Origin of the sequence: Vibrio sp. CCUG 15886 (genome assembly GCF_028570825.1) — a bacterium.
Classification (GTDB): Bacteria; Pseudomonadota; Gammaproteobacteria; order Enterobacterales; family Vibrionaceae; genus Vibrio; species Vibrio vulnificus_B.
Genome location: NZ_JAQQBT010000017.1, coordinates 56,587 through 80,077, shown reverse-complemented (window position 1 = coordinate 80,077; position 23,491 = coordinate 56,587). Strand labels below are relative to the sequence as shown.

Sequence of the window (23,491 nt, the reverse complement as noted above, 5' to 3'; positions counted from 1 at the left end):
TAATTTTTCTATCGTTCGTTTAAAAAAGAGTCAAAACAAGCAAAAAGTGCAGGTTATTTCTACAAACAAGCAAACTTCTCAGAGAATTGGCGTACTTTCTTCCAGTTGGTGTACTCCACTTCTTTACTGGTGTCCGTCTCTCCGCCAGTTAATGTCATGATGAGTTTGATCATATTTCTATCAAACCAGTTATATCTGGGATAATAGAGCGCGCCAGCGAAAACACCGATTAGGTTAGGCTGCCAAGGAGACTTTTTAAGAAATGTTCGAATATAAGCGCTTCCCTCTGGCGTATCTTTCCCTTGCTCTTCTTTTCTTGCGGTTAGGTTGACGCAAAAGAACGCCACTTTATGTTCATTCAACTGAGTTAGGTTATGCTGGATAAATTGATAGAGCTTTTGATTCAAATGACCATAGCGAATCGACGCGCCAATCAGCACTTTGTCATAAACAGAAAAATCCACCGTATCGATGTCATGTAGATTCTTCACATCACATTGATAGCTCGGTAACTGTTCTTCTATATATTGAAGGATTTTCTTGGTCTGCCCCTCGCGGGAAGAATAAAGAAATAGGGCTTTCACTATCATTTCTCCTTAACTGCGCCAAAATGTAGGGGTTAGCAATATAAGTAAGGTAAAGATTTCTAAACGACCAAAGAGCATAGACACCACCAAAACCCATTTGGCTTTATCGTTCACATCCGCAAAATGCACTGCAACTTCCCCCAAGCCTGGGCCTAGGTTGTTTAGCGTCGCCGCGACGGCCGAAAAAGCGGTAAGTTCGTCCATTCCTGTCGCAATAAGTGCGAGCATACAAACGACAAACACCAATGCATAAGCGGAGAAGAATCCCCACACCGCATCCACCACACGTTGCGACAGAGCATTGCCACCCACTTTGATGGTGTAGACCGCTCTAGGGTGAACTAAGCGCTTAAGTTCACGCGCACCTTGCAACGTGAGCAATAAAATCCGAATGACTTTCATACCACCACCGGTTGAGCCTGCACATCCGCCAATAAAAGAGGAGAACAGCAGTAGCACGGGTAGAAATAGTGGCCAATCTGAAAATCCCGTGGTGGTGAAACCCGCAGTAGTTGAGATAGAAACTGTTTGGAACAACGCTTGGTCGAAGGCATCGTAAATGGAGTCGTAAGAATGGTGTGCCAACAATAATAAGAAGCAAATGACAAACAGCAGTGCTTGAATAAAGATAAACGCTCTAAACTCTGGGTCTTTCCAATAGTATTTGGGATGAACACCGCCAGAGGCAAAGGCTGCAAAGTGAAGTGAGTAGTTACATGCCGAGATCAGCAGGAAGATAACCGTGATTAAGTTAATCGCATAGCTATCGAAATATCCCATACTGGCGTCATGGGTAGAAAAGCCACCAATCGCGATGGTCGAGAAACTATGGCTAATCGCATCAAACGGCGTCATTCCCGCCAACCAGAAAGCCCCCGCACAAGCGATAGTCAGACTCAAATAGATATACCAAAGTGCTTTAGCCGTTTCAGCAATACGCGGGGTCATTTTACTATCTTTGACTGGACCAGGAATTTCAGCACGATACAACTGCATGCCACCAATGCCTAGAACAGGCAAAATCGCGACCGCCAGCACGATGATCCCCATACCGCCAAACCATTGCAGTATCTGGCGATAGAACAAAATCGCTTTGGGCAGTTCATCTAAACCGACGATAACCGTCGCACCCGTGGTGGTCAGCGCGGAGAAGGATTCGAAAAACGCATCGGTAATCGAAATACTGGGGTTATCAGCGATCAGGAAGGGCAACGCACCAGCACTGCCGAGTACGGTCCAAAACAGCACCACAATTAAAAAGCCATCGCGCGCTTTGAGTTCGTGTTTATGCCTACGGTTTGGAAACCAACACACGGTGCCGCAAAACAGCAGCACAAAAAAGGTCGTAACAAAAGGAACACCCGCACCATCGCGATAAATAAGCGCCACCAACGCGGGCGCAAGCATAGTGACACTGAAGAGTGCGAGCAACAGCCCGACAATACGGATAATTGAACGAAATTGCATGGGTGATTGAATCAATAAAGTCGACAGACTTCCTAGTTGTTATTGTTATTTCCCGATATAAGGCGTCACGAGCGCTTTTGCACTGCTTTTGTTGATCATGGTTTGAGTAAACATCTCCACGTTTCTCACTTCCAGTTCAACCACCAGCACGACGCTCTCACTGTATTGAGCGTCAACCTCAACAGCGTCGAATTGCTGCATTATAGATTGCGCAATTGGTACGAACGCATAGTCTAACTCCAGTCTGAGTTTTGTGGTTATTTTTTTCTCAATTGTTTGAAGCTGCTTGAGCGCCTGCTGCACACCACCGCCATACGCTTTCACTAATCCACCAGTGCCAAGGCGAATACCACCATAATATCGTGTTACGACTGCGGTGATCTCACCAACACCCGACCCAGAGAGCTGCGCCAAAATCGGCTTTCCTGCTGTACCGGATGGCTCGCCATCATCACTAAAACCCCACTTCATTGAATCCTCTGGTCGCCCAGCAACAAACGCCCAACAGTTATGACGCGCATCGGCATGTTGCGTTTTAATCCTCTCTACAAAAGCTTTTGCCGCCTCTATCGTCTGGGTATGAGCAAGATAAGTAATAAAGAGACTCTTTTTGATTTCTTCTTCAAATTTAACCGCTTGGGCTGGGATGAGGTATGGATTTTCGTTCATGACATTCGCACTATCAACAAGAACGGCAAGTGTAGCATGCCCCTATTCAGAGTGCATAAGATCTGCTTTAACGCACAATGTTAAACACTTGTTTAAAAAATGTATTGAAATTAGACAATCCGAGGTCCACACTAAGCAAACTGGTCTAACCAGAATATAAATACAACACTTTCCACTATACCTACATCGGCGAATGTGCGCCTTAGGTATACAGACAATCCAAGATTGTATGTCATGGAGATAGACAATGATTTACCAAGCCGAAACCCTACAGGTAAAGGAAGTACAAGATGGAGTGGCAGAAATCCTTTTCTGCGCGCCAAATTCCGTCAATAAGCTCGATCTAGCAACTCTTGCTTCACTCGACAAAGCGCTTGATGCGCTCACCGCTCACTCCGGTCTGAAAGGCGTGATGCTTACATCAGACAAAGAAGCCTTTATTGTCGGAGCAGATATCACTGAGTTTTTAGGACTGTTTGCCAAGCCAGAAGAAGAACTCGACCAATGGCTTCAATTTGCCAATAGCATCTTCAATAAACTGGAAGATTTGCCCGTTCCGACTGTCGCGGTTGTCAAAGGGCATACCTTAGGCGGTGGATGTGAGTGTGTACTTGCTACCGACTTACGCATTGGTGATAAAACCACCAGCATTGGTCTTCCTGAAACCAAACTCGGCATTATGCCTGGCTTTGGCGGTTGTGTGCGTTTGCCGCGCGTGATCGGCGCAGACAGCGCCATGGAAATCATCACCCAAGGCAAAGCTTGCCGTGCAGAGGAAGCTCTAAAAATTGGTTTGCTTGATGCTGTCGTCGATTCCGATCGCCTCTACGCATCCGCCCTGCAAACACTCACCGATGCCATCAATGAAAAAATTGACTGGAAAGCACGTCGCCAGCAAAAAACCTCAGCGTTAACGCTAAGCAAACTCGAAGCGATGATGAGTTTCACCATGGCCAAAGGCTTGGTAGCTCAAGTGGCAGGGCCACACTACCCTGCACCGATGACCGCCGTTGTCACGATTGAAGAAGGTGCCCGTTTTGCGCGCAATCAAGCGTTAGACATCGAAAGAAAACATTTCGTTAAACTGGCGAAGTCAGAAGAAGCCAAGGCCTTGGTGGGTCTTTTCCTCAATGACCAATACATCAAAGGCATAGCGAAGAAAGCAGCAAAATCCGCCAATAAAGAGACCCAACGTGCAGCAGTGCTGGGCGCAGGTATTATGGGGGGCGGCATAGCCTACCAATCTGCTCTCAAAGGTGTGCCCGTGATCATGAAAGACATCGCGCAAGCATCACTGGATCTGGGCATGACGGAAGCGTCAAAGCTACTCAACAAACAGCTTGAACGTGGCAAGATTGATGGCTTTAAAATGGCCGGTATTCTCGCTTCTATTACGCCAAGCCTTCACTACGCGGGCATCGATAACGCCGATATCATCGTAGAAGCCGTGGTCGAAAACCCGAAAGTGAAAGCAGCCGTATTAAGCGAAGTGGAAGAGCAAGTGAGCGAAGAGACCGTTCTCACTTCGAACACCTCGACCATTCCAATTAACTTGCTGGCCAAATCACTCAAACGACCAGAGAATTTCTGTGGTATGCACTTCTTCAACCCAGTGCATCGCATGCCTTTAGTCGAAATCATTCGTGGTGAACACACCTCCGATGAAACCATCAACCGTGTCGTTGCTTACGCAGCCAAAATGGGCAAATCCCCAATAGTGGTCAATGACTGCCCAGGGTTCTTTGTTAACCGCGTGCTGTTCCCATACTTTGGTGGTTTTAGCATGTTGCTGCGCGATGGTGCCGACTTCACTCAAATCGATAAAGTGATGGAACGTAAGTTCGGTTGGCCAATGGGCCCTGCTTACTTATTGGATGTGGTCGGTATTGATACCGCACACCACGCTCAAGCCGTCATGGCGCAAGGGTTCCCTGAGCGCATGGGTAAACAAGGTCGCGATGCGATTGATGCCTTGTTTGAAGCCAACAAGTATGGCCAGAAAAACGGCAGCGGTTTCTACACGTACACCATGGACAAGAAAGGCAAACCGAAGAAAGCATTCAGTGATGAGATCGTACCGATTCTTGCGCCTGTTTGTGCCGCTCAACAAGCCTTTGATGATCAGACCATTATCCAACGCATGATGATTCCGATGATCAACGAAGTGGTGCTTTGCTTGCAAGAAGGCATTATCGCCTCAGCGCAAGAAGCGGATATGGCGCTGGTGTATGGCCTTGGTTTCCCTCCTTTCCGTGGTGGTGTATTCCGCTACTTAGATAGTGTTGGTATTGCAAACTTTGTCGCAATGGCACAGCAGCATGTCGAACTTGGCGCTATGTATCAGGTTCCACAAATGCTTATTGATATGGCTGAAAAAGGGCAAACCTTTTACGGCGCGCAACAGCAAGGTTCTATCTAAGGAGTTCCCACAATGAAAAATGTCGTAATTGTCGATTGTCTACGTACGCCAATGGGTCGCTCTAAAGGTGGCGCCTTCCGCCACACTCGAGCAGAAGATCTTTCTGCCCATTTGATGAAAGGGATTCTGGCGCGTAACCCACAAGTTAACCCAAGTGAGATTGAAGATATCTATTGGGGATGTGTTCAACAAACCCTAGAACAAGGCTTTAACGTAGCGCGAAACGCAGCGCTGCTGGCAGGTTTGCCAATTGAAATTGGCGCAGTGACGGTCAACCGTCTCTGTGGCTCATCGATGCAAGCGCTGCACGATGGTGCGCGCGCCATCATGACTGGTGATGCAGAGATCTGTTTGATCGGCGGTGTTGAGCATATGGGCCACGTGCCAATGAACCACGGTGTGGATTTTCATCCGGGCATGTCGAAACACGTTGCCAAAGCGGCGGGCATGATGGGCTTAACCGCTGAAATGCTTGGCAAGCTGCACGGCATTAGCCGTGAGCAACAAGATGAGTTTGCCGCACGCTCTCACGCTCGCGCCCATGCAGCAACGCTGGAAGGTCGATTCAAAAACGAAATTCTGCCCACCGAAGGGCATGCCGCGGATGGCACCTTATTCACCTTGGATCATGACGAAGTGATTCGCCCAGAAACCACAGTGGAAGGGCTTTCTCAACTTCGCCCTGTGTTTGATCCAGCCAATGGCACCGTCACTGCTGGCACATCCTCTGCTTTGTCGGATGGTGCGTCTGCGATGTTGATCATGAGTGAAGAGAAAGCCAATGAGCTTGGCGTGACGATTCGTGCTCGTATTAAAGGCATGGCGATCGCCGGTTGCGATCCTTCCATCATGGGTTACGGCCCTGTACCTGCGACGCAAAAAGCACTTAAACGTGCCGGTCTATCGATTGAAGACATGGATGTGATTGAGCTAAATGAAGCGTTTGCAGCGCAATCTCTACCGTGTGCGAAAGACCTAGGTCTGCTGGATGTGATGGATGAGAAGGTCAACCTTAACGGTGGCGCTATCGCTCTTGGTCACCCACTGGGTTGCTCGGGGGCTCGTATTTCAACCACTCTGATTAACCTGATGGAAGCCAAAGACGCCAAATACGGCCTTGCGACCATGTGCATTGGTTTAGGTCAAGGCATTGCAACGGTATTTGAACGCCCTTAACCTTGTCGGTTAAACGCCTTCACTCACTAAGAGCGGCTTGAGCCGCTCTTAGTTTATGCACAGAACGCATTGCTATAATGCTAAAGTTTCATTTTATTCATAGTTCACTTGCACCTACACTTATCCCGTTTGACCTATCTGCAATCGCTGGAGAAATCTCATGTTTCACGCTTTAGTTCTTAATCAGGAAGAAAAACGCACCATCGCCACTATTGAACAAATGGATGAGTCTCAGCTACCCGAAGGCAACGTGCTGGTGGCCGTTGACTATTCATCTCTCAACTTCAAAGATGGCTTAGCGATCACGGGGAAAGGCAAAATCATCCGCAACTTTCCGATGATTCCAGGTATCGACTTAGCAGGTACTGTCATCGAATCACAAGACGGGCGCTACCAAGCAGGGGATCAGGTTGTGCTCACGGGCTGGGGTGTTGGGGAAAATCATTGGGGCGGAATGGCGCAGCGTGCGCGTCTTAACGCTGATTGGTTAGTGCCGCTACCAACAGGAATCGACAGCAAAAAAGCAATGATGGTTGGGACTGCGGGTTTCACCGCCATGCTGTGTGTTCAAGCACTGCTCGATGCTGACATCAAACCAGAAGCGGGAGAAATCCTTGTCACCGGCGCAAGTGGCGGTGTCGGCTCTGTGGCCGTGACACTCTTGGCTCAACTCGGTTACCAAGTGGCAGCGGTGACTGGTCGTGTTGAACAAAACGGCCCACTACTCAAGCAACTTGGCGCCAGCCGCATTATCGATCGGGTTGAATTTGAAGAGCCCGCTCGCCCACTAGAAAAACAAATTTGGGCTGGCGCAGTCGACACCGTTGGCAGCAAAGTACTGGCAAAAGTGCTGGCGCAAATGGACTACAACAGTGCGGTCGCTGCATGTGGCCTCGCGGGCGGCTTTGATCTGCCAACCACCGTCATGCCATTCATTCTACGTAACGTTCGCCTACAAGGTATCGACTCAGTAATGTGCCCAACGGAAAAACGCATCGCAGCGTGGGAAAAACTGGTAGCGCTACTGCCAGAAAGCTACTTCGAACAAGCGTGTACCGAAGTTGAACTCAGCGAAGCGGCAAAATACGCGGAAGACATCACCAATGGCCAAGTGACCGGTCGCGTGGTCATCAAGCTGTAAGCTCTCACCGTAAAAGTAGCGAAAAAAAGCCGAGTCACACTCGGCTTTTTGCTGTTCTTTCTCCAGCTCGCATTAATCGAGCCCCATATCTTCAATACGTTTGGCAATCAGCCGGCTGCACTCTTCACGCACGACGGAGCGCAACCATTCTTGAGCCGGAGAATGTTCACATCGCGGATGCCAAATCATCGAGTAATCAAAGGGGGTAAACTGAAACGGCAACGCTTTCACCACCAAATCGTAGCGCTCGGCAACCAAATAGGCCAAATCGGCGGGGACGGTAATGATCAATGGCATGGTGTCCACTATCGCCAGTGCCGCTTCAAGATGATAGGCACGCAGCACCATCTTACGTTGCGGCTGGTCGACTAACGCTTGCTCGATTAGCGCTTTCACACCATCACTGATGGCAATCATGGCATGGGGGTAATACAGATAATCTGCCAGGCTCATCTCTTTTCCCGCGAGCGGATGCTGTTTGGAAAGCAAACACAGCACCCCCACTCGGCCCAAGACTTCGCTACGCAGCGGTTCAACCGGACCTGTGGGACGGCAAATCGCCAGATCAGCCCCTTCATACGTCAACTGATCCGCCAAGCGATCGTGTTGCAAAGGAAGAAAATGAAACGACACATTGGGCGCTTCTTGATAGATCCTCGGCAGAGCAAATGGCAAGATCGTCTGCATCGCGTAATCAGTGGTGGCGATGGTAAACGTTTGAGTACAGAGATGAGGATCAAACTCAGATGGAGAAAGCAATTGACGCAACGATTCCAGTGGCTCGCCGAGAGCCCGATCGATCTCCAAGGCTTTTTCAGTCGGTAATAAATGTTGCCCTTCACGCGTAAACAGCGGATCGCCAAGTAAATCGCGCAGACGCCCCAACACTCGACTCATCGCAGATTGACTGAGATTCAAACGCACTGCGGCTTTGCTGACGCTACTTTCTTCAATTAACACTCGCAGCGCCACCAGCAAATTCAGATCTCGACGGTAAATCTCTTCCAACTCCACGTTGAAGCTCCTATCCACGCTCAATGCCTGTGGCAATTGTACTCTTCAGGCAAAAAAAATCCCGCCTTTCAGCGGGGAAGCCCAAGAAAAATGGGGATAGTGTCGGAATGAAGTGTCGTTAAATTGGTGAGCGTAGGTTTGTTAACAAAAGCGCTAATTCTCTTGTTCTTCAGATGCACCGGACCATCGATGCATCTCAATCCAAATCCCGATGATGGTTGCGCTCATACCTAAAATAGGCATCAATGAGGTTTCTGCTGGCGTTCTGAACACGAGTGCACAAAACGAGATGAAGCACAAAACCGAATAAATGGTCAATCTATCTAATGCTGTTAGCATCGCTCCCTCTGCCAGTTGTTACCAAATTGTTAACTAAAGTTAAAACAAAATGATCGCTTTGCCAAGTGGTTATTGAATATTTTTTCTACGAAAGTAGAATTCACCGCTAAGTAAGTTAAGAGAATCACATTATGAGCTTTAATCCTGAACTGGCGACCAAGACCTTAGAGGCGGAAGGACTACGCTGCCCAGAGCCAGTAATGATGGTCAGGAAGACAATTCGAACCATGCAAGACGGTGAGGTTTTACTGGTAAAAGCGGATGATCCATCCACCACCAGAGACATTCCAAGCTTTTGTCGCTTTATGGATCACCAACTCATTGCGGCACAAACCGACGAGCTACCCTATCAGTATCTGATTAAAAAAGGCTTATAACGCGAGATAAAAAAACGGCAGCCACACGGCTGCCGTTTCTTTATTGGTCGTATTCGATAGTGCGAATTTCCGATTGCAGTTTATTCAACTGCTTTTTCATCGATCGCATCTCTTCATGCATTGGAATGATGTGTGCGACTCGAATCCACGCTTCAACAGTCAATCCTGTCAAAATAAAGGATCCCGCCACAATTGGTAGCCACATATCTGTTAAAACCATTGCCAACAAACAAAGTGCCAAACCAAAAGTGAATAAATAACTTTGACTTTTTGGGGTCATCCCCATGTAACGTGTCAGCATAAACTTGCCCTCTCGCTATCATTCACAAGAATAAAGTAGCATGACAATCATGACACGGATATGTCCGAAGTCACGCTACAGCAAGATGACTCTAACAATCAGATAATTGGCTGTTATTTACCTGATATTTATCTCTATTTTCTGGCTAGGCATCGCGCTTTAAAATAAAGCAGCACCGGCCGCTAATGCAACAAACAGAGCTGCTGTGACTTTGCGGATTAACGCCAGTGGCAGTTTATCCGCAGACAGTTTACCAATCAGCACCACAGGGACATTGGCCAGCAACATACCAATGGTGGTTCCTAACACAACCCAAGTCAGAGCATCGGCATACTGCGCGCCTAGAATGGACGTCGCGATTTGGGTTTTATCCCCCACTTCAGCAATAAAGAAAGCGATGAAACTGGCCACAAAAGGACCTCGGTTTGAGATCTCTTCTTCGTCATCCAACTTATCGGGAATCAACACCCATCCCGCCATGGCTAAGAAACTGGCCACCACCACCCACTTCAACACGTCGGGAGAAAGATAATCGGCAACAACGACACCCAGCCAAGCAGCCAAGGCATGGTTGGCAATCGTCGCGAAAAAGATCGCAGCAATGATTGGGATTGGTTTGCGGTAACGGCTGGCTAACAGCAGAGACAACAATTGGGTTTTATCGCCAATTTCGGCTAAGGCGACAGTAGTAATTGAAATAGCTAAAACGCTCACGACATGCTCATTGGGGCGGGATAATTATAGTAACCATAGACAAACCCCACGCCCCCCCCCCCCGGTTCGTGATGTTTGTCTAAGGTCTTGCTAAACTTGAAAGGCTTCAAGTCTCGAACGCCATGGTGATTTGGCACCAATTATGTTGACGGACGAACTCGATGAAAATGACTTTTCATCCAGTAAGCTACTCCCCAAAGACAGGCGCAATTCTAGCCAGCTTACGGCAACATCTCAAGTGTGAAATCCGTCAAAAACTCCCTTTTAGGAAAAATTCAGCCGATAACGCGGTAAAAATCCATTAAACGAGAAAATTGCCCACGAATTAATCAAGATTAGCTCTACTCCCATGCTGAATATCTGGGTATACTTGATCGTTATTTTATTCAACCGTCATTACCTTCATTCACCCCTGTTGGCAGCAGAAAACCCAACAAATTCGATGAATGAATCCGTAATAAGAGAATCGCGCGAACCTGACTTATGCAAAAATACGATATCAAAACCTTCCAGGGAATGATCCTCGCGCTGCAGGATTATTGGGCTCAAAATGGTTGTACCATTGTTCAACCGCTGGATATGGAAGTGGGTGCGGGTACCTCTCACCCAATGACTTGTCTACGAGCGCTTGGCCCAGAGCCAATGTCGACAGCTTACGTACAACCTTCTCGTCGTCCGACCGATGGCCGTTACGGTGAAAACCCTAACCGTCTACAGCACTACTACCAATTCCAAGTTGCGCTAAAACCGTCGCCAGACAATATTCAAGAGTTGTACCTAGGCTCTCTAGAAGTTCTTGGTATTGACCCACTGGTTCACGACATTCGCTTCGTGGAAGACAACTGGGAAAACCCAACGCTAGGCGCTTGGGGTTTAGGCTGGGAAGTTTGGCTAAACGGTATGGAAGTGACTCAGTTTACTTACTTCCAACAAGTCGGCGGCCTTGAGTGTAAACCGGTTACTGGTGAGATCACTTACGGTATCGAACGTCTTGCGATGTACATCCAAGAAGTTGACTCGGTTTACGATCTGACTTGGAACATCGCACCTGATGGCAGCAAAGTGACTTACGGTGATATCTTCCACCAAAACGAAGTAGAACAATCAACTTACAACTTCGAGCACGCTGATGTGGATTTCCTGTTCAGCTTCTTCGAACAATGTGAGAAAGAGTGTCAACAACTGCTTGAGCTAGAAAAACCACTCCCTCTACCTGCCTACGAGCGCATTCTAAAAGCGGCTCACGCGTTCAACCTACTCGATGCTCGCAAAGCGATCTCAGTAACTGAACGTCAACGCTACATCCTGCGCATCCGTAACCTGACTAAATCAGTGGCAGAAGCATACTACGCATCACGCGAAGCACTTGGCTTCCCAATGTGTAAGAAAGAACAAGCGTAAGAGGTAGAGTAACATGGCAAAAGAATTTTTAATCGAGCTAGGTACTGAAGAACTGCCACCAACGCAACTTCGTACTCTGGCTGAAGCATTTGCAGCAAACTTTGAAGCAGAGCTAAAAGGTGCTGAACTAACGCACGAAGGTGTGAAATGGTACGCAGCGCCTCGTCGCCTTGCACTGAAAGTCACCGCATTAGCCGAACACCAAGCAGACAAAATCGTTGAAAAGCGTGGTCCTGCCGTTTCTGCCGCTTTTGATGCAGACGGTAATGCAACCAAAGCCGCTCAAGGTTGGGCACGTGGTTGTGGTATCACAGTTGATCAAGCAGAGCGCATGATCACCGACAAAGGTGAATGGCTGCTGTTCAAACAAGAAGTCAAAGGCCAACCAACGGCTGATATCGTGGTTGAGCTGGCAGCAAAAGCGCTAGCAGGTCTACCTATCGCAAAACCTATGCGTTGGGGTAACAAAACCACTCAGTTTATCCGTCCAGTAAAAACGCTGACTATGCTCATGGGTTCTGACCTTATTCAAGGTGAAATCCTAGGCGTGGCCTCTGATCGCGTGATTCGTGGTCACCGCTTTATGGGTGAGCGTGAGTTCACTATCGACTCTGCTGAGCAATACCCGGCGATTCTAGAAGAGCGCGGTAAAGTGATGGCAGATTACGAAGCGCGTAAAGCCATCATTCTTGCTGACGCACAAAAAGCAGCAGCGGCAATCGGCGGTATCGCTGATCTAGAAGATGACCTAGTCGAAGAAGTCACCTCTCTGGTTGAATGGCCAGTGGTACTGACCGCTAAGTTCGAAGAAGAGTTCCTAAAAGTCCCAGCTGAAGCATTGGTTTACACCATGAAAGGTGACCAAAAGTACTTCCCTGTCTACACCGAAGACAAGCAGCTACTGCCTAACTTCATCTTCGTGTCTAACATCGAATCGAAAGAGCCTCGTTATGTGATTGAAGGTAACGAGAAAGTAGTTCGTCCACGTCTTGCGGATGCGGAATTCTTCTTCAACACGGACCGTAAGAGCAAGCTAGTCGATCGTCTGCCAATGCTAGAAAACGCGATTTTCCAACAGCAACTTGGCACCATCAAAGACAAAACCGATCGCATCACGGAACTGGCTGGCTACATTGCTGAGCAAATCGGTGCCGACGTTGAGAAATCAAAGCGCGCTGGTCTTCTAGCAAAATGTGACCTCATGACCTCGATGGTATTCGAATTTACCGATACTCAAGGTGTGATGGGCATGCACTACGCTCGCCATGACGGTGAAGCGGAAGAAGTAGCAGTGGCACTCAACGAGCAATACATGCCTCGTTTCGCTGGTGATGATCTACCATCAAATGGTGTGTCAGCAGCAGTTGCGATGGCAGACAAGCTCGACACCATCGTGGGTATCTTCGGTATCGGTCAAGCGCCAAAAGGTTCTGACCCATTTGCACTGCGCCGCGCATCTCTCGGTGTACTGCGTATCATCGTTGAATACGGTTACAACCTAGACCTAGTAGACCTAGTGGCGAAAGCGAAGTCACTGTTTGGCGAGCGTTTAACTAACGACAACGTTGAGCAAGAAGTGATTGAGTTTATGCTGGGTCGTTTCCGTGCATGGTACCAAGATGAAGGTTTCAGCGTTGACATCATTCAAGCGGTATTGGCACGTCGTCCAACGAAACCTGCTGACTTTGACCAACGTGTTAAAGCGGTTTCTCACTTCCGTGAACTGGAAGCGGCAGAAGCACTGGCGGCAGCGAACAAACGTGTAGGTAACATCCTAGCGAAATTCGATGGCGAGCTAGCAGCAGAAATCGACCTTGCGCTACTGCAAGAAGACGCAGAGAAAGTACTGGCTGAAAACGTGGAAGTGATGACAGAAGCGCTTGAGCCAGCATTTGCCACTGGTAACTATCAAGAAGCGCTAAGCAAACTCGCTGACCTACGTGAGCCTGTGGATGCGTTCTTCGATAACGTAATGGTTATGGCTGATGATGAAGCACTGAAGACCAACCGTCTAACACTCCTGAACAACCTACGTAACCTGTTCCTACAGATCGCAGACATTTCTTTGCTTCAAAAGTAATGAATTACGCTTCGAAGTGATTAAGAGATAAGCAAAAGGGAAGCATCGGCTTCCCTTTTTTGTTTCTCGGCATCCAAACGGCTTAGTTGGTGGCCTCTAGTTCGCAGCGAGCAAAGTCATAATGCTCTTCACGACCACCTTTTCCTTTGAATCCCATGCGAACGACAAAGCCTTGGCGCAAAGCGTTGATCATATCTTCACATGCCCACTCGTACCCGCCTTTCTTAATTGCGTGGGTATCCCATTGATAACCTTCTGGCACCCAAACGTAGTAATCAATATAGCCTTCATCGGTGACTTTTAAATCTTGGATCTCTTTTAGTTCATCTTGTAATACTGCCACCAGCTCAGGGGCTGCTGTTGGTGCACTGGCTTGATAGTTCATTGTGTTACACGCGGTTAAGCCTGCCAACATGGTCAATAATAAGCACTTTCTCATTTTCATTGTAATTCCATTTAGTTATGTAATGCGCACGCATAATACATTCACGACAAGCATAATAACAAAGCCATATGGCGTTCTAATTTATCAAAATGTTATATGGATCATCCGCTCTTACATTTGCTGAATTTTTCTTCTTTACCGAGAGGGATTTCGTGGGAAAAAGTTTCAGCTTACGAGCAATTTCACGCTTTTACCCTCTGTTACATTCAGGTATGTTCAACTATTACTCTATCAGCCAGCAACGTACTGGCCATTTAGGCACACGAAAGCAATCACAATGAATTAGGTATAACAACAAATGCAGTTTTCAAAATTTGGCGAAAAGTTTAATCAGTATTCTGGAATAACCCAATTAATGGACGATTTGAATGATGGCCTGCGCACACCAGGTGCCATCATGCTCGGTGGAGGTAATCCTGCCGCCATTCCTGCCATGCTCGAATACTTTCACCAAGCCAGCGAAAACATGCTCTCTAACGGCGAATTGCTTGCAGCACTGGCAAACTACGATGGTCCTCAAGGTAAAGATGTCTTTGTTAAAGCACTGGCACGCTTACTCAAGGACACCTATGGTTGGAATATCAGTGAAAAGAACATCAGTTTGACCAATGGCAGCCAAAGCGGCTTTTTCTACCTGTTTAATCTTTTTGCTGGTCAACAGCCAGACGGCTCACATAAAAAAATCTTGCTACCGCTGGCGCCAGAATACATCGGCTATGCCGATGCGGGGATTGATGAAGATATTTTTGTCTCTTATCGTCCTGAGATTGAGCTTCTCGAAAATGGCTTGTTCAAATACCACGTGGATTTCGAACAACTCAAAGTGGATGAATCTGTCGCTGCGATTTGTGCCTCCCGCCCAACCAATCCAACCGGTAACGTACTGACAGATGAAGAAATTCGCAAGCTGGATCAGTTGGCCAGAGACAACCATATTCCCCTCATCATTGATAACGCCTACGGTTTACCTTTCCCAAACATTATCTTTGAAGACGTCGAACCATTTTGGAATGAAAACACCATTCTGTGCATGAGTTTGTCCAAACTGGGGCTCCCTGGGGTTCGCTGTGGCATCGTGATTGCGAATGAAGCCGTAACCCAAGCCCTGACCAATATGAACGGCATTATTAGCCTAGCTCCTGGCAGCGTTGGCCCCGCTCTCGGTCACTACATGATAGAGAAGAAAGATCTACTGCACCTCAGTTCAGAGGTGATTAAACCGTTCTACCAACAAAAATCGCAACGCGCGGTTGAACTGCTCCAAGCCGCCATGCCCGATGATCGCTTTCGTATCCATAAACCGGAAGGCGCGATTTTCTTATGGTTGTGGTTTGATGAGCTTCCTATCACCACCATGGAACTGTACCAACGCTTAAAGGCTCGAGGCGTGTTGATCGTGCCAGGGGAATACTTCTTTATTGGCCAAGAAGATAATTGGGAGCATGTCCATCAGTGTTTGCGCATGAACTATGTGCAGGATGATGAGCTCATGCAGAAAGGCATTGCGATCATTGCTGAAGAGGTCAATCGTGCCTATTCTGAAAGAGTGTCCTAATTTTTAATACCTTAAAATAATGAAAACGGGTTTGCTCATGTTCAATGAGCAGATCGGTTTTACCTTTTTGCTCTATTTCGTTTGGTGTGCATGGATGAATACCTTTCTCAATATAAAGCATCCCCTCATTGCGACGTTGCTCTTATTTGCATCGATACTCTCAATCACTTTGTGGATTATCCATTTAGTGACCGACGCCAATTTGCGCGAAAAAGAGCTATTGGTGAGCCAAGTCGCGATGACTCAAGGAAAAAACTTAGAGAAGGAACTGCACACCGCGTTGATCGCCTCCACGCAAATTCTTGCCGTCGAAGTGATTCAAAACAACGGTAACATGGAGAATTTTGAAGAGTACGCTCAAGAGGTCCTTTCCTTAAGTAAAGTGATCACCAATGTTCAATTGGCACCGAATGGCATCATTCAGTCCATTTATCCTCTCGCTGGCAACGAAAAAGCCATTGGCCACAACTTACTCAAAGACGATGCACGAAAGAAAGAGGCGCTGAGTGCCGTGGAGTCAGGCAAGCTCACCCTCGCTGGCCCCTTTACCCTAAAACAAGGGGGCGTAGGCATGGTTGCTCGCCGACCCGTGTTTCTTAAACTGCAAGATAAAAGCGAGTTTTGGGGATTTGTCTCCGCGCTGATTTTGTTAGAAAACTTAATTGCCAGCAGCGACCTTCAAGAGTTACAGAAAGACAACCTTCGTTTTCAACTCTCGCGCATCCACCCCGACACCAACCAAGTTGATGTCTTTTATGGTGAGTCGATATCTCAAGACTGGATCAGCAGCCAGGTCACCATTGACGTGCCCAACAACCAATGGACGCTCATCGTTGGTCTACCACAAAGCCAGCAACTGTTTGGCTCTGCGTTAGTTCAATTGGCCATTGCTTTAATAGTCAGTGGCTTCGCCAGTTTTTGCTTTTTTTACTACGTCACACTCCCGAAGAAGCTGCAACACGCCGTCGAGCAAAAGACATTTCAGCTCAAAAAGCTGGCCAATACTGACATGCTTACTGGATTGGACAATCGGCGAAAATTCACAGATGTGCTTAACCAGATTCTACAAAAACCAGACGCATTGGCGCATTGCCACGCCCTGTTGTATCTCGATATCGATAATTTCAAACAGATCAATGACCAACTGGGCCACTATGTAGGAGATCAAGTGCTAAAAGTCGTGGCCCAACGCCTATGCCACCACGTTTCCGATGCGCAATCGATCACACGAATCAGTGGTGATGAGTTCGCCGTTATCCTTGAATATCAAGAGATCGACAGCCTCAAAGCGCGTCTTTCTGCGCTGATTGTCGCACTATCGCAACCCAGCGAACATCTTCCTAACTCTCATCACTTAACCGTTTCCGTCGGCGTCGTGCTTATTCCACAAGATGGCCAAGACCTCACGCTACTGATGCAACACGTGGATTTTGCGATGTATCAAGCCAAGAGCCAAGGTCGCAACCAGTATTGTTTTTTCGATAGGCTCATGAAGCTCAGAGATGATGAGAAAATCCAACTCATTGAAAGTTTAAAGATCGCCATTGAGCAGAATCAGTTTGTGCTTCATTACCAACCTATCTATGACATTCGATCGCACCAGATACATTGCTATGAAGCTCTTATCCGTTGGCAACACCCAACGAAAGGTTTACTGTATCCCGCGAGCTTTATTGAGCTTGCAGAGCAAAGCGGCTTGATCAACGAGATTGGCGATTGTGTCCTTGCTCAAACCTGCCAATTTATTGCACAAGCAGCACCAGAGAAACCGATCGTGTCGATCAACATTTCCGCCAGCCAACTGTCCGATCCTCAACTCTTTGAACGGTTTATCGGCATTATCCAGCAGTATGGTGTAGATGCGCATTCACTGAAGTTTGAGCTGACCGAAACCACCTTGATGCAAAATATTCAGGCCTGTATCAATATCTTGCTCAAGTTTAAACAACTGGGTATACAGATAGCGATTGATGATTTTGGTACCGGCTATTCTTCATTGGCGATTTTGAAAGACGTGCCAGCCAACTACTTAAAAATTGATAAGTCGTTTATTGACCAAATCAATTCCAATACTGGCGATCAGAAAGTCGCGCAAAGCATCATTACTTTGGCGCATCATCTTGATATGCAGGTGATAGCGGAAGGGATTGAACAGATTGAGCAAGAAGAGTTGCTTGCTCAATTTCAATGTGATTTTGGGCAAGGCTACCTGTTTGGTCGCCCTGCCCCAGTCGACTCGCTGCTATTTAACAGCACAGACATCAATTCTCGAGCAGTTTAGTGCCACCTATAGCAATCTTACGTGGTTGCATCGCTTCTGGAATTTCACGCACCAAATCGATGTGCAGTAAACCATTTTCCATCGATGCCCCCACCACTTTGACGTAATCCGCTAGCTGGAATTTACGCTCAAAGTCGCGCTCTGCAATGCCTTGATAAACGTAGTTTTTGCCTTCTTCGGCTTTGCGTTCACCCTTCACGATCAACATGTTTTCGTTTTGCGTCAAATCGAGCTGATCTTCAGCAAAACCTGCAACTGCCATCGTAATACGGTAGTTGTGCTCATCTTTTTGTTCAATGTTGTATGGAGGGTAACCGCCAGAACTGTTTTTGGCTGCGCTGGCTTCCATCAGGTTGAACAGACGGTCAAAACCAATCGCATTACGGTATAGTGGTGAGAAATCTACATTACGCATAATCCTATCCTCTTTTAAGCAATAGTCTTAGCCCAGATAAACCTATCTTGTTGGCGTGTTTATGCAAGAAAACGCCGAGCTAAGGGATTCGATAGTCCACTCCACAACCCAACTTTGGGGACGGGGACATGGTGTCGAATCTAGGGTCAAATTGAGTGCTAAAACTCAGTATCCTCTCTTGAGCGATCTGGTTTAGCGATGCCAGAGGTGCTGTTCTTCTCTTGTTGAGCAAGCTAGCCATCCCTCTTCCTAATTAGATATAAGGCCTAGAAATGGGGTTTCAAGGGATCAGAAAAAGAATTTTTCAGTCTGTGCTGTCAGGGTCTAGGGTCTAGGGTCTAGGGTCTAGGGTCTAGGGTCTAGGGCAGTTTTTCCTGCCCTAAGTAAAAATGCCACCTCTTGCGAGGTGGCATTTTCATTAATGTTGATAGCGTCTTATCGACTACACGTCTAGGTTCGCTACTTTCAATGCGTTTTCTTCGATGAAGTTACGACGTGGTTCAACTTGATCACCCATCAAGGTCGTGAACAGCTCATCAGCACCAACGGCATCTTCAATGGTCACACGCATCATGCGGCGAGTTTCTGGATCCATGGTGGTTTCCCAAAGCTGATCCGGGTTCATCTCACCCAAACCTTTGTAGCGTTGTAGGCTCAAACCACGACGAGATTCCTTAATCAGCCACTCAAGCGCACTTGCAAAGCTGTTCACGGGTTGAGTACGTTCACCACGCTGAATATACGCACCTTCTTCGATCAAACCGTCCAGCGCATCCGCCAGCTCTGCCAGCTTCTGGTATTCTTTCGAGTTGATCAGATCCACGCTCAGTGGGTACTCGTGCATCACACCGTGGGTACGAACCACAATCTTCGGTGAGAACAGTCCGCGCTCTGCATCGTGTTCGATTTCAAAACTGTATTGGCTTGCGCCCACTTCTTTGGCGTTCAACTGAGTAACCAGTTGCTCTGTCCATGCTGCCATTGCTGCTTGATCGGCAAATTGTGTTTCGCTGAGACGCGGAACATAAATCAGTTCATGAATCAGTGCACGTGGGTAACGACGGCTCATGCGATCCACCAGCTTAATCGCTGCATTGTATTGTTGAACCAGTTTCTCTAGTGCTTCACCAGCCAATGCTGGTGCGTCTGGGTTCACGTGCAGCGCTGCGTTATCCAATGCCAAGGAAATTTGGTACTGGTTCATCGCATCTTCATCTTTAATGTACTGCTCTTGTTTGCCTTTCTTCACTTTGTACAGTGGTGGCTGAGCGATATACACGTAACCACGCTCAATAAGCTCCGGCATTTGACGGTAGAAGAAGGTCAACAGTAGCGTACGGATGTGCGAACCATCGACGTCGGCATCGGTCATGATGATGATGTTGTGGTAACGCAGTTTGTCTGGGTTGTACTCGTCACGACCGATACCACAACCTAGTGCGGTGATCAGCGTTGCAACTTCTTGAGAAGAGAGCATCTTGTCGAAACGCGCTTTTTCTACGTTTAGAATCTTACCTTTTAGCGGTAGGATTGCTTGGTTCTTACGGTTACGGCCTTGTTTTGCGGAGCCGCCTGCCGAATCACCCTCCACTATGTAAAGTTCAGACAGTGCAGGATCTTTTTCCTGACAGTCAGCAAGTTTACCAGGAAGGCCAGCAAGGTCTAACGCCCCTTTACGGCGTGTCATTTCACGCGCTTTACGTGCTGCTTCACGCGCACGTGCGGCGTCGATAATCTTAGAACAAACGGTTTTCGCTTCGCTTGGGTGTTCGGCCAAGAAGTCGTTCAGTTTGTCTGCCATGAAGGATTCCACTGCGGACTTCACTTCACTAGAAACCAGTTTGTCTTTGGTTTGGCTTGAGAATTTTGGATCCGGCACTTTAACTGAAACAACAGCGGTCAAACCTTCACGCGCATCGTCACCAGAAGTCGCGGTTTTCGCTTTCTTCGAGTAGCCTTCTTTGTCCATGTAGCTGTTCAGTGTGCGCGTCAATGCCGCGCGGAAACCCGCTAAGTGGGTACCACCGTCACGCTGTGGGATGTTGTTGGTAAAACAGTAGATGTTTTCTTGGAAACCATCGTTCCACTGCATCGCCACTTCAACCGCAATACCGTCTTCACGCTCGGCATTAAAATGGAATACTTTTTCATGGATGGGGGTTTTGTTGCGGTTCAAGTGAGTGACGAACGCTTGAATACCACCTTCATACATGAAGTGATCTTTCTTATCTTCTTCGCGCTCATCAAACAGTTTGATCGACACGCCAGAGTTCAGGAAAGAGAGCTCACGTAGACGCTTCGCTAGGATGTCATAATGAAATTCGATGTTGGTGAAGGTTTCAGCACTTGGCCAGAAACGTACCGTGGTACCGGTTTTTTCGGTATCGCCGATGATAGCAAGCGGTGCATCAGGCACACCATGACGATAGGTTTGGCTGTGGGTATGACCACCACGATGAATCGTCAACAGCACTTTTTCAGACAGTGCGTTTACCACCGAAACACCTACACCGTGAAGACCGCCAGACACTTTGTAAGAGTTGTCGTCAAACTTACCACCAGCGTGCAGTACCGTCATGATAACTTCGGCAGCAGACACGTTCTCTTCTGGGTGCATTTCGGTCGGGATACCACGGCCATCATCGCTAACAGAAACTGAGTTATCCTCATGAATCGTGACTACGATATCTTTACAGTGGCCTGCTAAGGCTTCATCAATTGAGTTATCCACCACCTCAAAAACCATGTGGTGCAGACCGGTGCCATCATCTGTGTCCCCGATGTACATACCCGGACGCTTACGTACCGCATCCAGACCCTTCAGTACCTTAATACTCGATGAATCGTAATTGTTCGACATGAGTTACTCTCTCATTATTTATCCTTGCTCGATTACACCCTGCTCCACATGAAACAGTCGGCCAGAGTCATCGCGCATGTCGCTGATCTGGTTTTCCGTAATCGAACTTACAAAAACTTGAGCCCCCGTCTGTTTCAAGCAATCAGCAAGACGCTTGCGACGTTGACTGTCTAATTCAGAGGCAAAGTCATCTATGAGATAGACGCATTGCTTACCGGTTTTTTCCGTTAGGTGCTGGCCTTGTGCCAAGCGGAGCGCACACACCATTAATTTCAATTGGCCACGCGATAACACATCTTCCACCGGGGTGTTGTTCACTTTTATCCGTAAATCGGCCTTGTTTGGTCCGCTAACGGTATAGCCTAGCGTTTGATCGCGCTCAAAATTCTCTTCCAGTATTTGTTGGTATGGGGTTTCTTTTTCCCAGCCACGATAATACTTCAATTGGATATGAAATTCTGGCAAAAATTCTTGGCACAACTGTTCCGCTTTGCTTTGCATTTGGGCAACGTAATCGGCGCGCCATTGGCTAATCAACTCGGCCAAACGTGCCATTTCCTTATCCCAATAACTCAGCTCTTGATAGCTCTTTGCCGACTTCAACAACGCATTACGTTGTTTGTTGAGGCGCTTAAAACGCCCCCATGCATCATAAAACGCGGGCTCAGTATGAAACACGCCCCAATCAATAAACGCTCGACGATGCTTGGGTCCATCCGTTAACAAATCAAAGCCTTCGGGATGAATCAATTGCAATGGCAACACTTGTGCAAGCTGCGCCAACTTTTGCCCAGATTGACCGCCTATTTTAACCTCTGTTGTGCCATCACGCTGCTTATTAATGCCGATCGGTAGCTCAAATTGATCCGAGTTCAAAAAACGACCATGGACAAACAGTTGATCACACTCATTTTGAATCACGCGTCCGGTCAAAGCACTTTTAAATGAGCGCCCATGACCGAGCAAATAGATGGCTTCCAAGACACTGGTTTTGCCACTGCCATTCGGACCAATAAGAAAGTTAAAGCCTGGCGACAGTGCAATGTCGCAGGCTTTGATATTACGAAACTGCTGAATAATCAGACGAGAAAGCGGCATTCAATCAGCTTATAGACGAATTGGCATAACCACGTACATGGCGCTGTCATCATCGACATTTTCAACCAGCGCACTGGCGTTGGCATCCGACATTGAGATTCGTACTTGTTCACAACGCAAGGTGTTTAGCACATCCAATACGTAGCTAACGTTGAAACCAATCTCAATCGCCTCACCGTCGAAGCTCACGTCCAACATCTCTTCCGCTTCTTCTTGCTCTGGGTTGTTGGCGGTAATGCGCATTTCACTGCCTGCCAAGTTAACACGAACGCCACGGAATTTTTCATTCGACAAAATCGCCGCACGAGAAAACGCTTGGCGTAATTCATCACAACTTGCTTCCAGTGTTTTGGTTGTGTGTTGTGGCAACACGCGACGGTAATCCGGGAAACGACCGTCCACCAGTTTAGAAGTAAAGACAAAATCGTTTACTTCGGCGCGCAGATTTGAGCTACCAATTTGCAGCGTGACGGGTTGCTCTGGTGTATCCAGCAGTTTAACCAGCTCTTGCACACCTTTACGCGGTACGATGATCTGCTTTTGTGCGAAGTCAGCACTCAATGGTGCCTGCGCCACAGCCATACGGTGACCATCGGTCGCGACACTGCGCAGTGTGCTGCCATCAATCTCAAACAGCATACCGTTGAGGTAGTAGCGTACGTCTTGGTTCGCCATCGAGAATTGTGTTTTCTCAATCAGCGCGCGCAATTCGCCCTGAGTGAGGGAGACTTCCACTTCACTTTGCCAATCTTCAATATTCGGAAAATCATTGGCCGGCAGAGTGGCCAACGAGAAACGGCTGCGCCCGGAGCGCACTTGCACGCGATCACCTTCCAATACAAACGTGATCACCGCATCGTCGGGTAATCCACGGCAAATATCGAGAAACTTGCGCGAAGGAACCGTAATGCTGCCCGCTTCAAACTCCCCTTCCAAGGTCACTTTACTGATCAACTCCACTTCTAAGTCAGTGGCGGTCATTGACAATTGACCATTTTCAACGTTGATCAGCAAATTACCGAGGATCGGTAGCGTTGGTCGCCCACCGAGTGCACCGGAAACCTGTTGAAGGGGTTTAATAAAATGACTACGTGCGATAGTAAATTTCATGCTTGGCTCTTTACGCTGTCCGCTTCAATAAAGTGTTTAGAA

At 47.7% G+C, this 23,491-nt stretch carries 20 protein-coding genes; 8 read left to right on the top strand and 12 right to left on the bottom strand.

Going from position 1 to position 23,491, the window contains the following annotated elements; all coding sequences use genetic code 11:
* Positions 1–59 precede the first annotated feature (59 nt).
* The 3 genes from hemG to PQQ36_RS19470 are packed head-to-tail and all read right to left on the bottom strand — an operon-like array spanning position 60 to position 2,723.
* Positions 60–587: a menaquinone-dependent protoporphyrinogen IX dehydrogenase gene (gene hemG, locus PQQ36_RS19480; RefSeq protein ID WP_043921081.1), complete on the bottom strand. Its 528-nt coding sequence runs from the start codon at positions 585–587 to the stop codon at positions 60–62.
* Positions 588–596: 9 nt separating this feature from the next.
* Entirely contained in the window at positions 597–2,054 is a 1,458-nt protein-coding gene (locus PQQ36_RS19475; protein ID WP_011079016.1) for a TrkH family potassium uptake protein, read from the bottom strand.
* A gap of 45 nt (positions 2,055–2,099) precedes the next feature.
* Positions 2,100–2,723 (bottom strand): YigZ family protein, encoded by a 624-nt coding sequence (locus PQQ36_RS19470; protein WP_273662261.1) that lies wholly within the window; start codon positions 2,721–2,723, stop codon positions 2,100–2,102.
* 247 nt (positions 2,724–2,970) lie between these two features.
* Here PQQ36_RS19470 and fadB point away from each other — a divergent pair, with 247 nt between their 5' ends.
* The 3 genes from fadB to acuI all read left to right on the top strand — a co-directional run bounded on the left by fadB (position 2,971) and on the right by acuI (position 7,459).
* On the top strand, positions 2,971–5,142 hold the full coding sequence (fadB, locus tag PQQ36_RS19465; RefSeq protein WP_011079018.1) for a fatty acid oxidation complex subunit alpha FadB: 2,172 nt from the start codon (positions 2,971–2,973) through the stop codon (positions 5,140–5,142).
* Between the two features lie 12 nt (positions 5,143–5,154).
* Positions 5,155–6,318, top strand: coding sequence for an acetyl-CoA C-acyltransferase FadA (fadA, locus tag PQQ36_RS19460; RefSeq protein ID WP_011149064.1), 1,164 nt, complete (start codon positions 5,155–5,157; stop codon positions 6,316–6,318).
* Between the two features lie 160 nt (positions 6,319–6,478).
* A complete protein-coding gene (gene acuI, locus PQQ36_RS19455; RefSeq protein ID WP_108654540.1) occupies positions 6,479–7,459 on the top strand; it encodes an acrylyl-CoA reductase (NADPH) in 981 nt (326 codons plus the stop codon).
* Between the two features lie 72 nt (positions 7,460–7,531).
* Here the strand turns inward: acuI and PQQ36_RS19450 are convergent, their stop codons facing one another.
* Positions 7,532–8,473: a LysR family transcriptional regulator gene (locus tag PQQ36_RS19450; protein ID WP_038963351.1), complete on the bottom strand. Its 942-nt coding sequence runs from the start codon at positions 8,471–8,473 to the stop codon at positions 7,532–7,534.
* 153 nt (positions 8,474–8,626) lie between these two features.
* A complete protein-coding gene (locus PQQ36_RS19445; RefSeq protein WP_011079022.1) occupies positions 8,627–8,812 on the bottom strand; it encodes a hypothetical protein in 186 nt (61 codons plus the stop codon).
* Between the two features lie 131 nt (positions 8,813–8,943).
* On the opposite strand from PQQ36_RS19445, the gene tusA reads away from it, so the two are divergent.
* On the top strand, positions 8,944–9,189 hold the full coding sequence (tusA, locus tag PQQ36_RS19440; RefSeq protein ID WP_011079023.1) for a sulfurtransferase TusA: 246 nt from the start codon (positions 8,944–8,946) through the stop codon (positions 9,187–9,189).
* Positions 9,190–9,229: 40 nt separating this feature from the next.
* On the opposite strand, the gene PQQ36_RS19435 is transcribed toward tusA, so the two are convergent.
* Entirely contained in the window at positions 9,230–9,490 is a 261-nt protein-coding gene (locus tag PQQ36_RS19435) for a hypothetical protein (RefSeq protein ID WP_011079024.1), read from the bottom strand.
* 159 nt (positions 9,491–9,649) lie between these two features.
* Entirely contained in the window at positions 9,650–10,204 is a 555-nt protein-coding gene (locus PQQ36_RS19430) for a TMEM165/GDT1 family protein (protein ID WP_013572627.1), read from the bottom strand.
* Positions 10,205–10,687: 483 nt separating this feature from the next.
* Between PQQ36_RS19430 and glyQ the strand changes: the two genes are divergently transcribed.
* Positions 10,688–11,605: a glycine--tRNA ligase subunit alpha gene (glyQ, locus tag PQQ36_RS19425; RefSeq protein WP_011079026.1), complete on the top strand. Its 918-nt coding sequence runs from the start codon at positions 10,688–10,690 to the stop codon at positions 11,603–11,605.
* Positions 11,606–11,618: 13 nt separating this feature from the next.
* Positions 11,619–13,685 carry a glycine--tRNA ligase subunit beta gene (gene glyS, locus PQQ36_RS19420; protein WP_101956576.1) on the top strand — a complete coding sequence of 689 codons (2,067 nt, stop codon included), beginning with the start codon at positions 11,619–11,621 and terminating at the stop codon, positions 13,683–13,685.
* An 82-nt stretch (positions 13,686–13,767) separates the two neighbouring features.
* On the opposite strand, the gene PQQ36_RS19415 is transcribed toward glyS, so the two are convergent.
* The gene (locus tag PQQ36_RS19415; RefSeq protein ID WP_045623553.1) at positions 13,768–14,130 is read right to left on the bottom strand and encodes a hypothetical protein; all 363 of its coding nucleotides are present in this window, start codon (positions 14,128–14,130) and stop codon (positions 13,768–13,770) included.
* Between the two features lie 298 nt (positions 14,131–14,428).
* On the opposite strand from PQQ36_RS19415, the gene PQQ36_RS19410 reads away from it, so the two are divergent.
* Together PQQ36_RS19410 and PQQ36_RS19405 are read left to right on the top strand one after the other, a co-directional pair.
* Entirely contained in the window at positions 14,429–15,685 is a 1,257-nt protein-coding gene (locus tag PQQ36_RS19410; protein ID WP_101956575.1) for a valine--pyruvate transaminase, read from the top strand.
* Positions 15,686–15,722: 37 nt separating this feature from the next.
* On the top strand, positions 15,723–17,966 hold the full coding sequence (locus PQQ36_RS19405; RefSeq protein ID WP_237282470.1) for a bifunctional diguanylate cyclase/phosphodiesterase: 2,244 nt from the start codon (positions 15,723–15,725) through the stop codon (positions 17,964–17,966).
* Here PQQ36_RS19405 and PQQ36_RS19400 read toward each other — a convergent pair.
* The 4 genes from PQQ36_RS19400 to dnaN all read right to left on the bottom strand — a co-directional run bounded on the left by PQQ36_RS19400 (position 17,947) and on the right by dnaN (position 23,449).
* Positions 17,947–18,381, bottom strand: a complete 435-nt coding sequence (locus PQQ36_RS19400) for an Hsp20 family protein (RefSeq protein ID WP_011149056.1) — start codon at positions 18,379–18,381, stop codon at positions 17,947–17,949. The two genes, PQQ36_RS19405 and PQQ36_RS19400, sit on opposite strands and share 20 nt — an antisense overlap.
* 442 nt (positions 18,382–18,823) lie before the next feature.
* The gene (gene gyrB / locus PQQ36_RS19395) at positions 18,824–21,241 is read right to left on the bottom strand and encodes a DNA topoisomerase (ATP-hydrolyzing) subunit B (protein WP_011079032.1); all 2,418 of its coding nucleotides are present in this window, start codon (positions 21,239–21,241) and stop codon (positions 18,824–18,826) included.
* An 18-nt stretch (positions 21,242–21,259) separates the two neighbouring features.
* On the bottom strand, positions 21,260–22,339 hold the full coding sequence (gene recF / locus PQQ36_RS19390; RefSeq protein WP_013572632.1) for a DNA replication/repair protein RecF: 1,080 nt from the start codon (positions 22,337–22,339) through the stop codon (positions 21,260–21,262).
* Between the two features lie 9 nt (positions 22,340–22,348).
* A complete protein-coding gene (dnaN, locus tag PQQ36_RS19385; RefSeq protein ID WP_225470945.1) occupies positions 22,349–23,449 on the bottom strand; it encodes a DNA polymerase III subunit beta in 1,101 nt (366 codons plus the stop codon).
* Positions 23,450–23,491: the final 42 nt, after the last annotated feature.

Coding starts and splice junctions, on each gene's coding strand:
- glyS (WP_101956576.1), top strand. CDS start 11,619: ATGGCAAAAGAATTTTTAATCGAGCTAGGTACTGAAGAACTGCCACCA.
- PQQ36_RS19405 (WP_237282470.1), top strand. CDS start 15,723: ATGTTCAATGAGCAGATCGGTTTTACCTTTTTGCTCTATTTCGTTTGG.
- fadB (WP_011079018.1), top strand. CDS start 2,971: ATGATTTACCAAGCCGAAACCCTACAGGTAAAGGAAGTACAAGATGGA.
- PQQ36_RS19415 (WP_045623553.1), bottom strand. CDS start 14,130: ATGAAAATGAGAAAGTGCTTATTATTGACCATGTTGGCAGGCTTAACC.
- dnaN (WP_225470945.1), bottom strand. CDS start 23,449: ATGAAATTTACTATCGCACGTAGTCATTTTATTAAACCCCTTCAACAG.
- fadA (WP_011149064.1), top strand. CDS start 5,155: ATGAAAAATGTCGTAATTGTCGATTGTCTACGTACGCCAATGGGTCGC.
- glyQ (WP_011079026.1), top strand. CDS start 10,688: ATGCAAAAATACGATATCAAAACCTTCCAGGGAATGATCCTCGCGCTG.
- PQQ36_RS19410 (WP_101956575.1), top strand. CDS start 14,429: ATGCAGTTTTCAAAATTTGGCGAAAAGTTTAATCAGTATTCTGGAATA.
- PQQ36_RS19400 (WP_011149056.1), bottom strand. CDS start 18,381: ATGCGTAATGTAGATTTCTCACCACTATACCGTAATGCGATTGGTTTT.
- PQQ36_RS19475 (WP_011079016.1), bottom strand. CDS start 2,054: ATGCAATTTCGTTCAATTATCCGTATTGTCGGGCTGTTGCTCGCACTC.
- PQQ36_RS19445 (WP_011079022.1), bottom strand. CDS start 8,812: ATGCTAACAGCATTAGATAGATTGACCATTTATTCGGTTTTGTGCTTC.
- PQQ36_RS19435 (WP_011079024.1), bottom strand. CDS start 9,490: ATGCTGACACGTTACATGGGGATGACCCCAAAAAGTCAAAGTTATTTA.
- acuI (WP_108654540.1), top strand. CDS start 6,479: ATGTTTCACGCTTTAGTTCTTAATCAGGAAGAAAAACGCACCATCGCC.
- tusA (WP_011079023.1), top strand. CDS start 8,944: ATGAGCTTTAATCCTGAACTGGCGACCAAGACCTTAGAGGCGGAAGGA.
- gyrB (WP_011079032.1), bottom strand. CDS start 21,241: ATGTCGAACAATTACGATTCATCGAGTATTAAGGTACTGAAGGGTCTG.
- PQQ36_RS19470 (WP_273662261.1), bottom strand. CDS start 2,723: ATGAACGAAAATCCATACCTCATCCCAGCCCAAGCGGTTAAATTTGAA.
- recF (WP_013572632.1), bottom strand. CDS start 22,339: ATGCCGCTTTCTCGTCTGATTATTCAGCAGTTTCGTAATATCAAAGCC.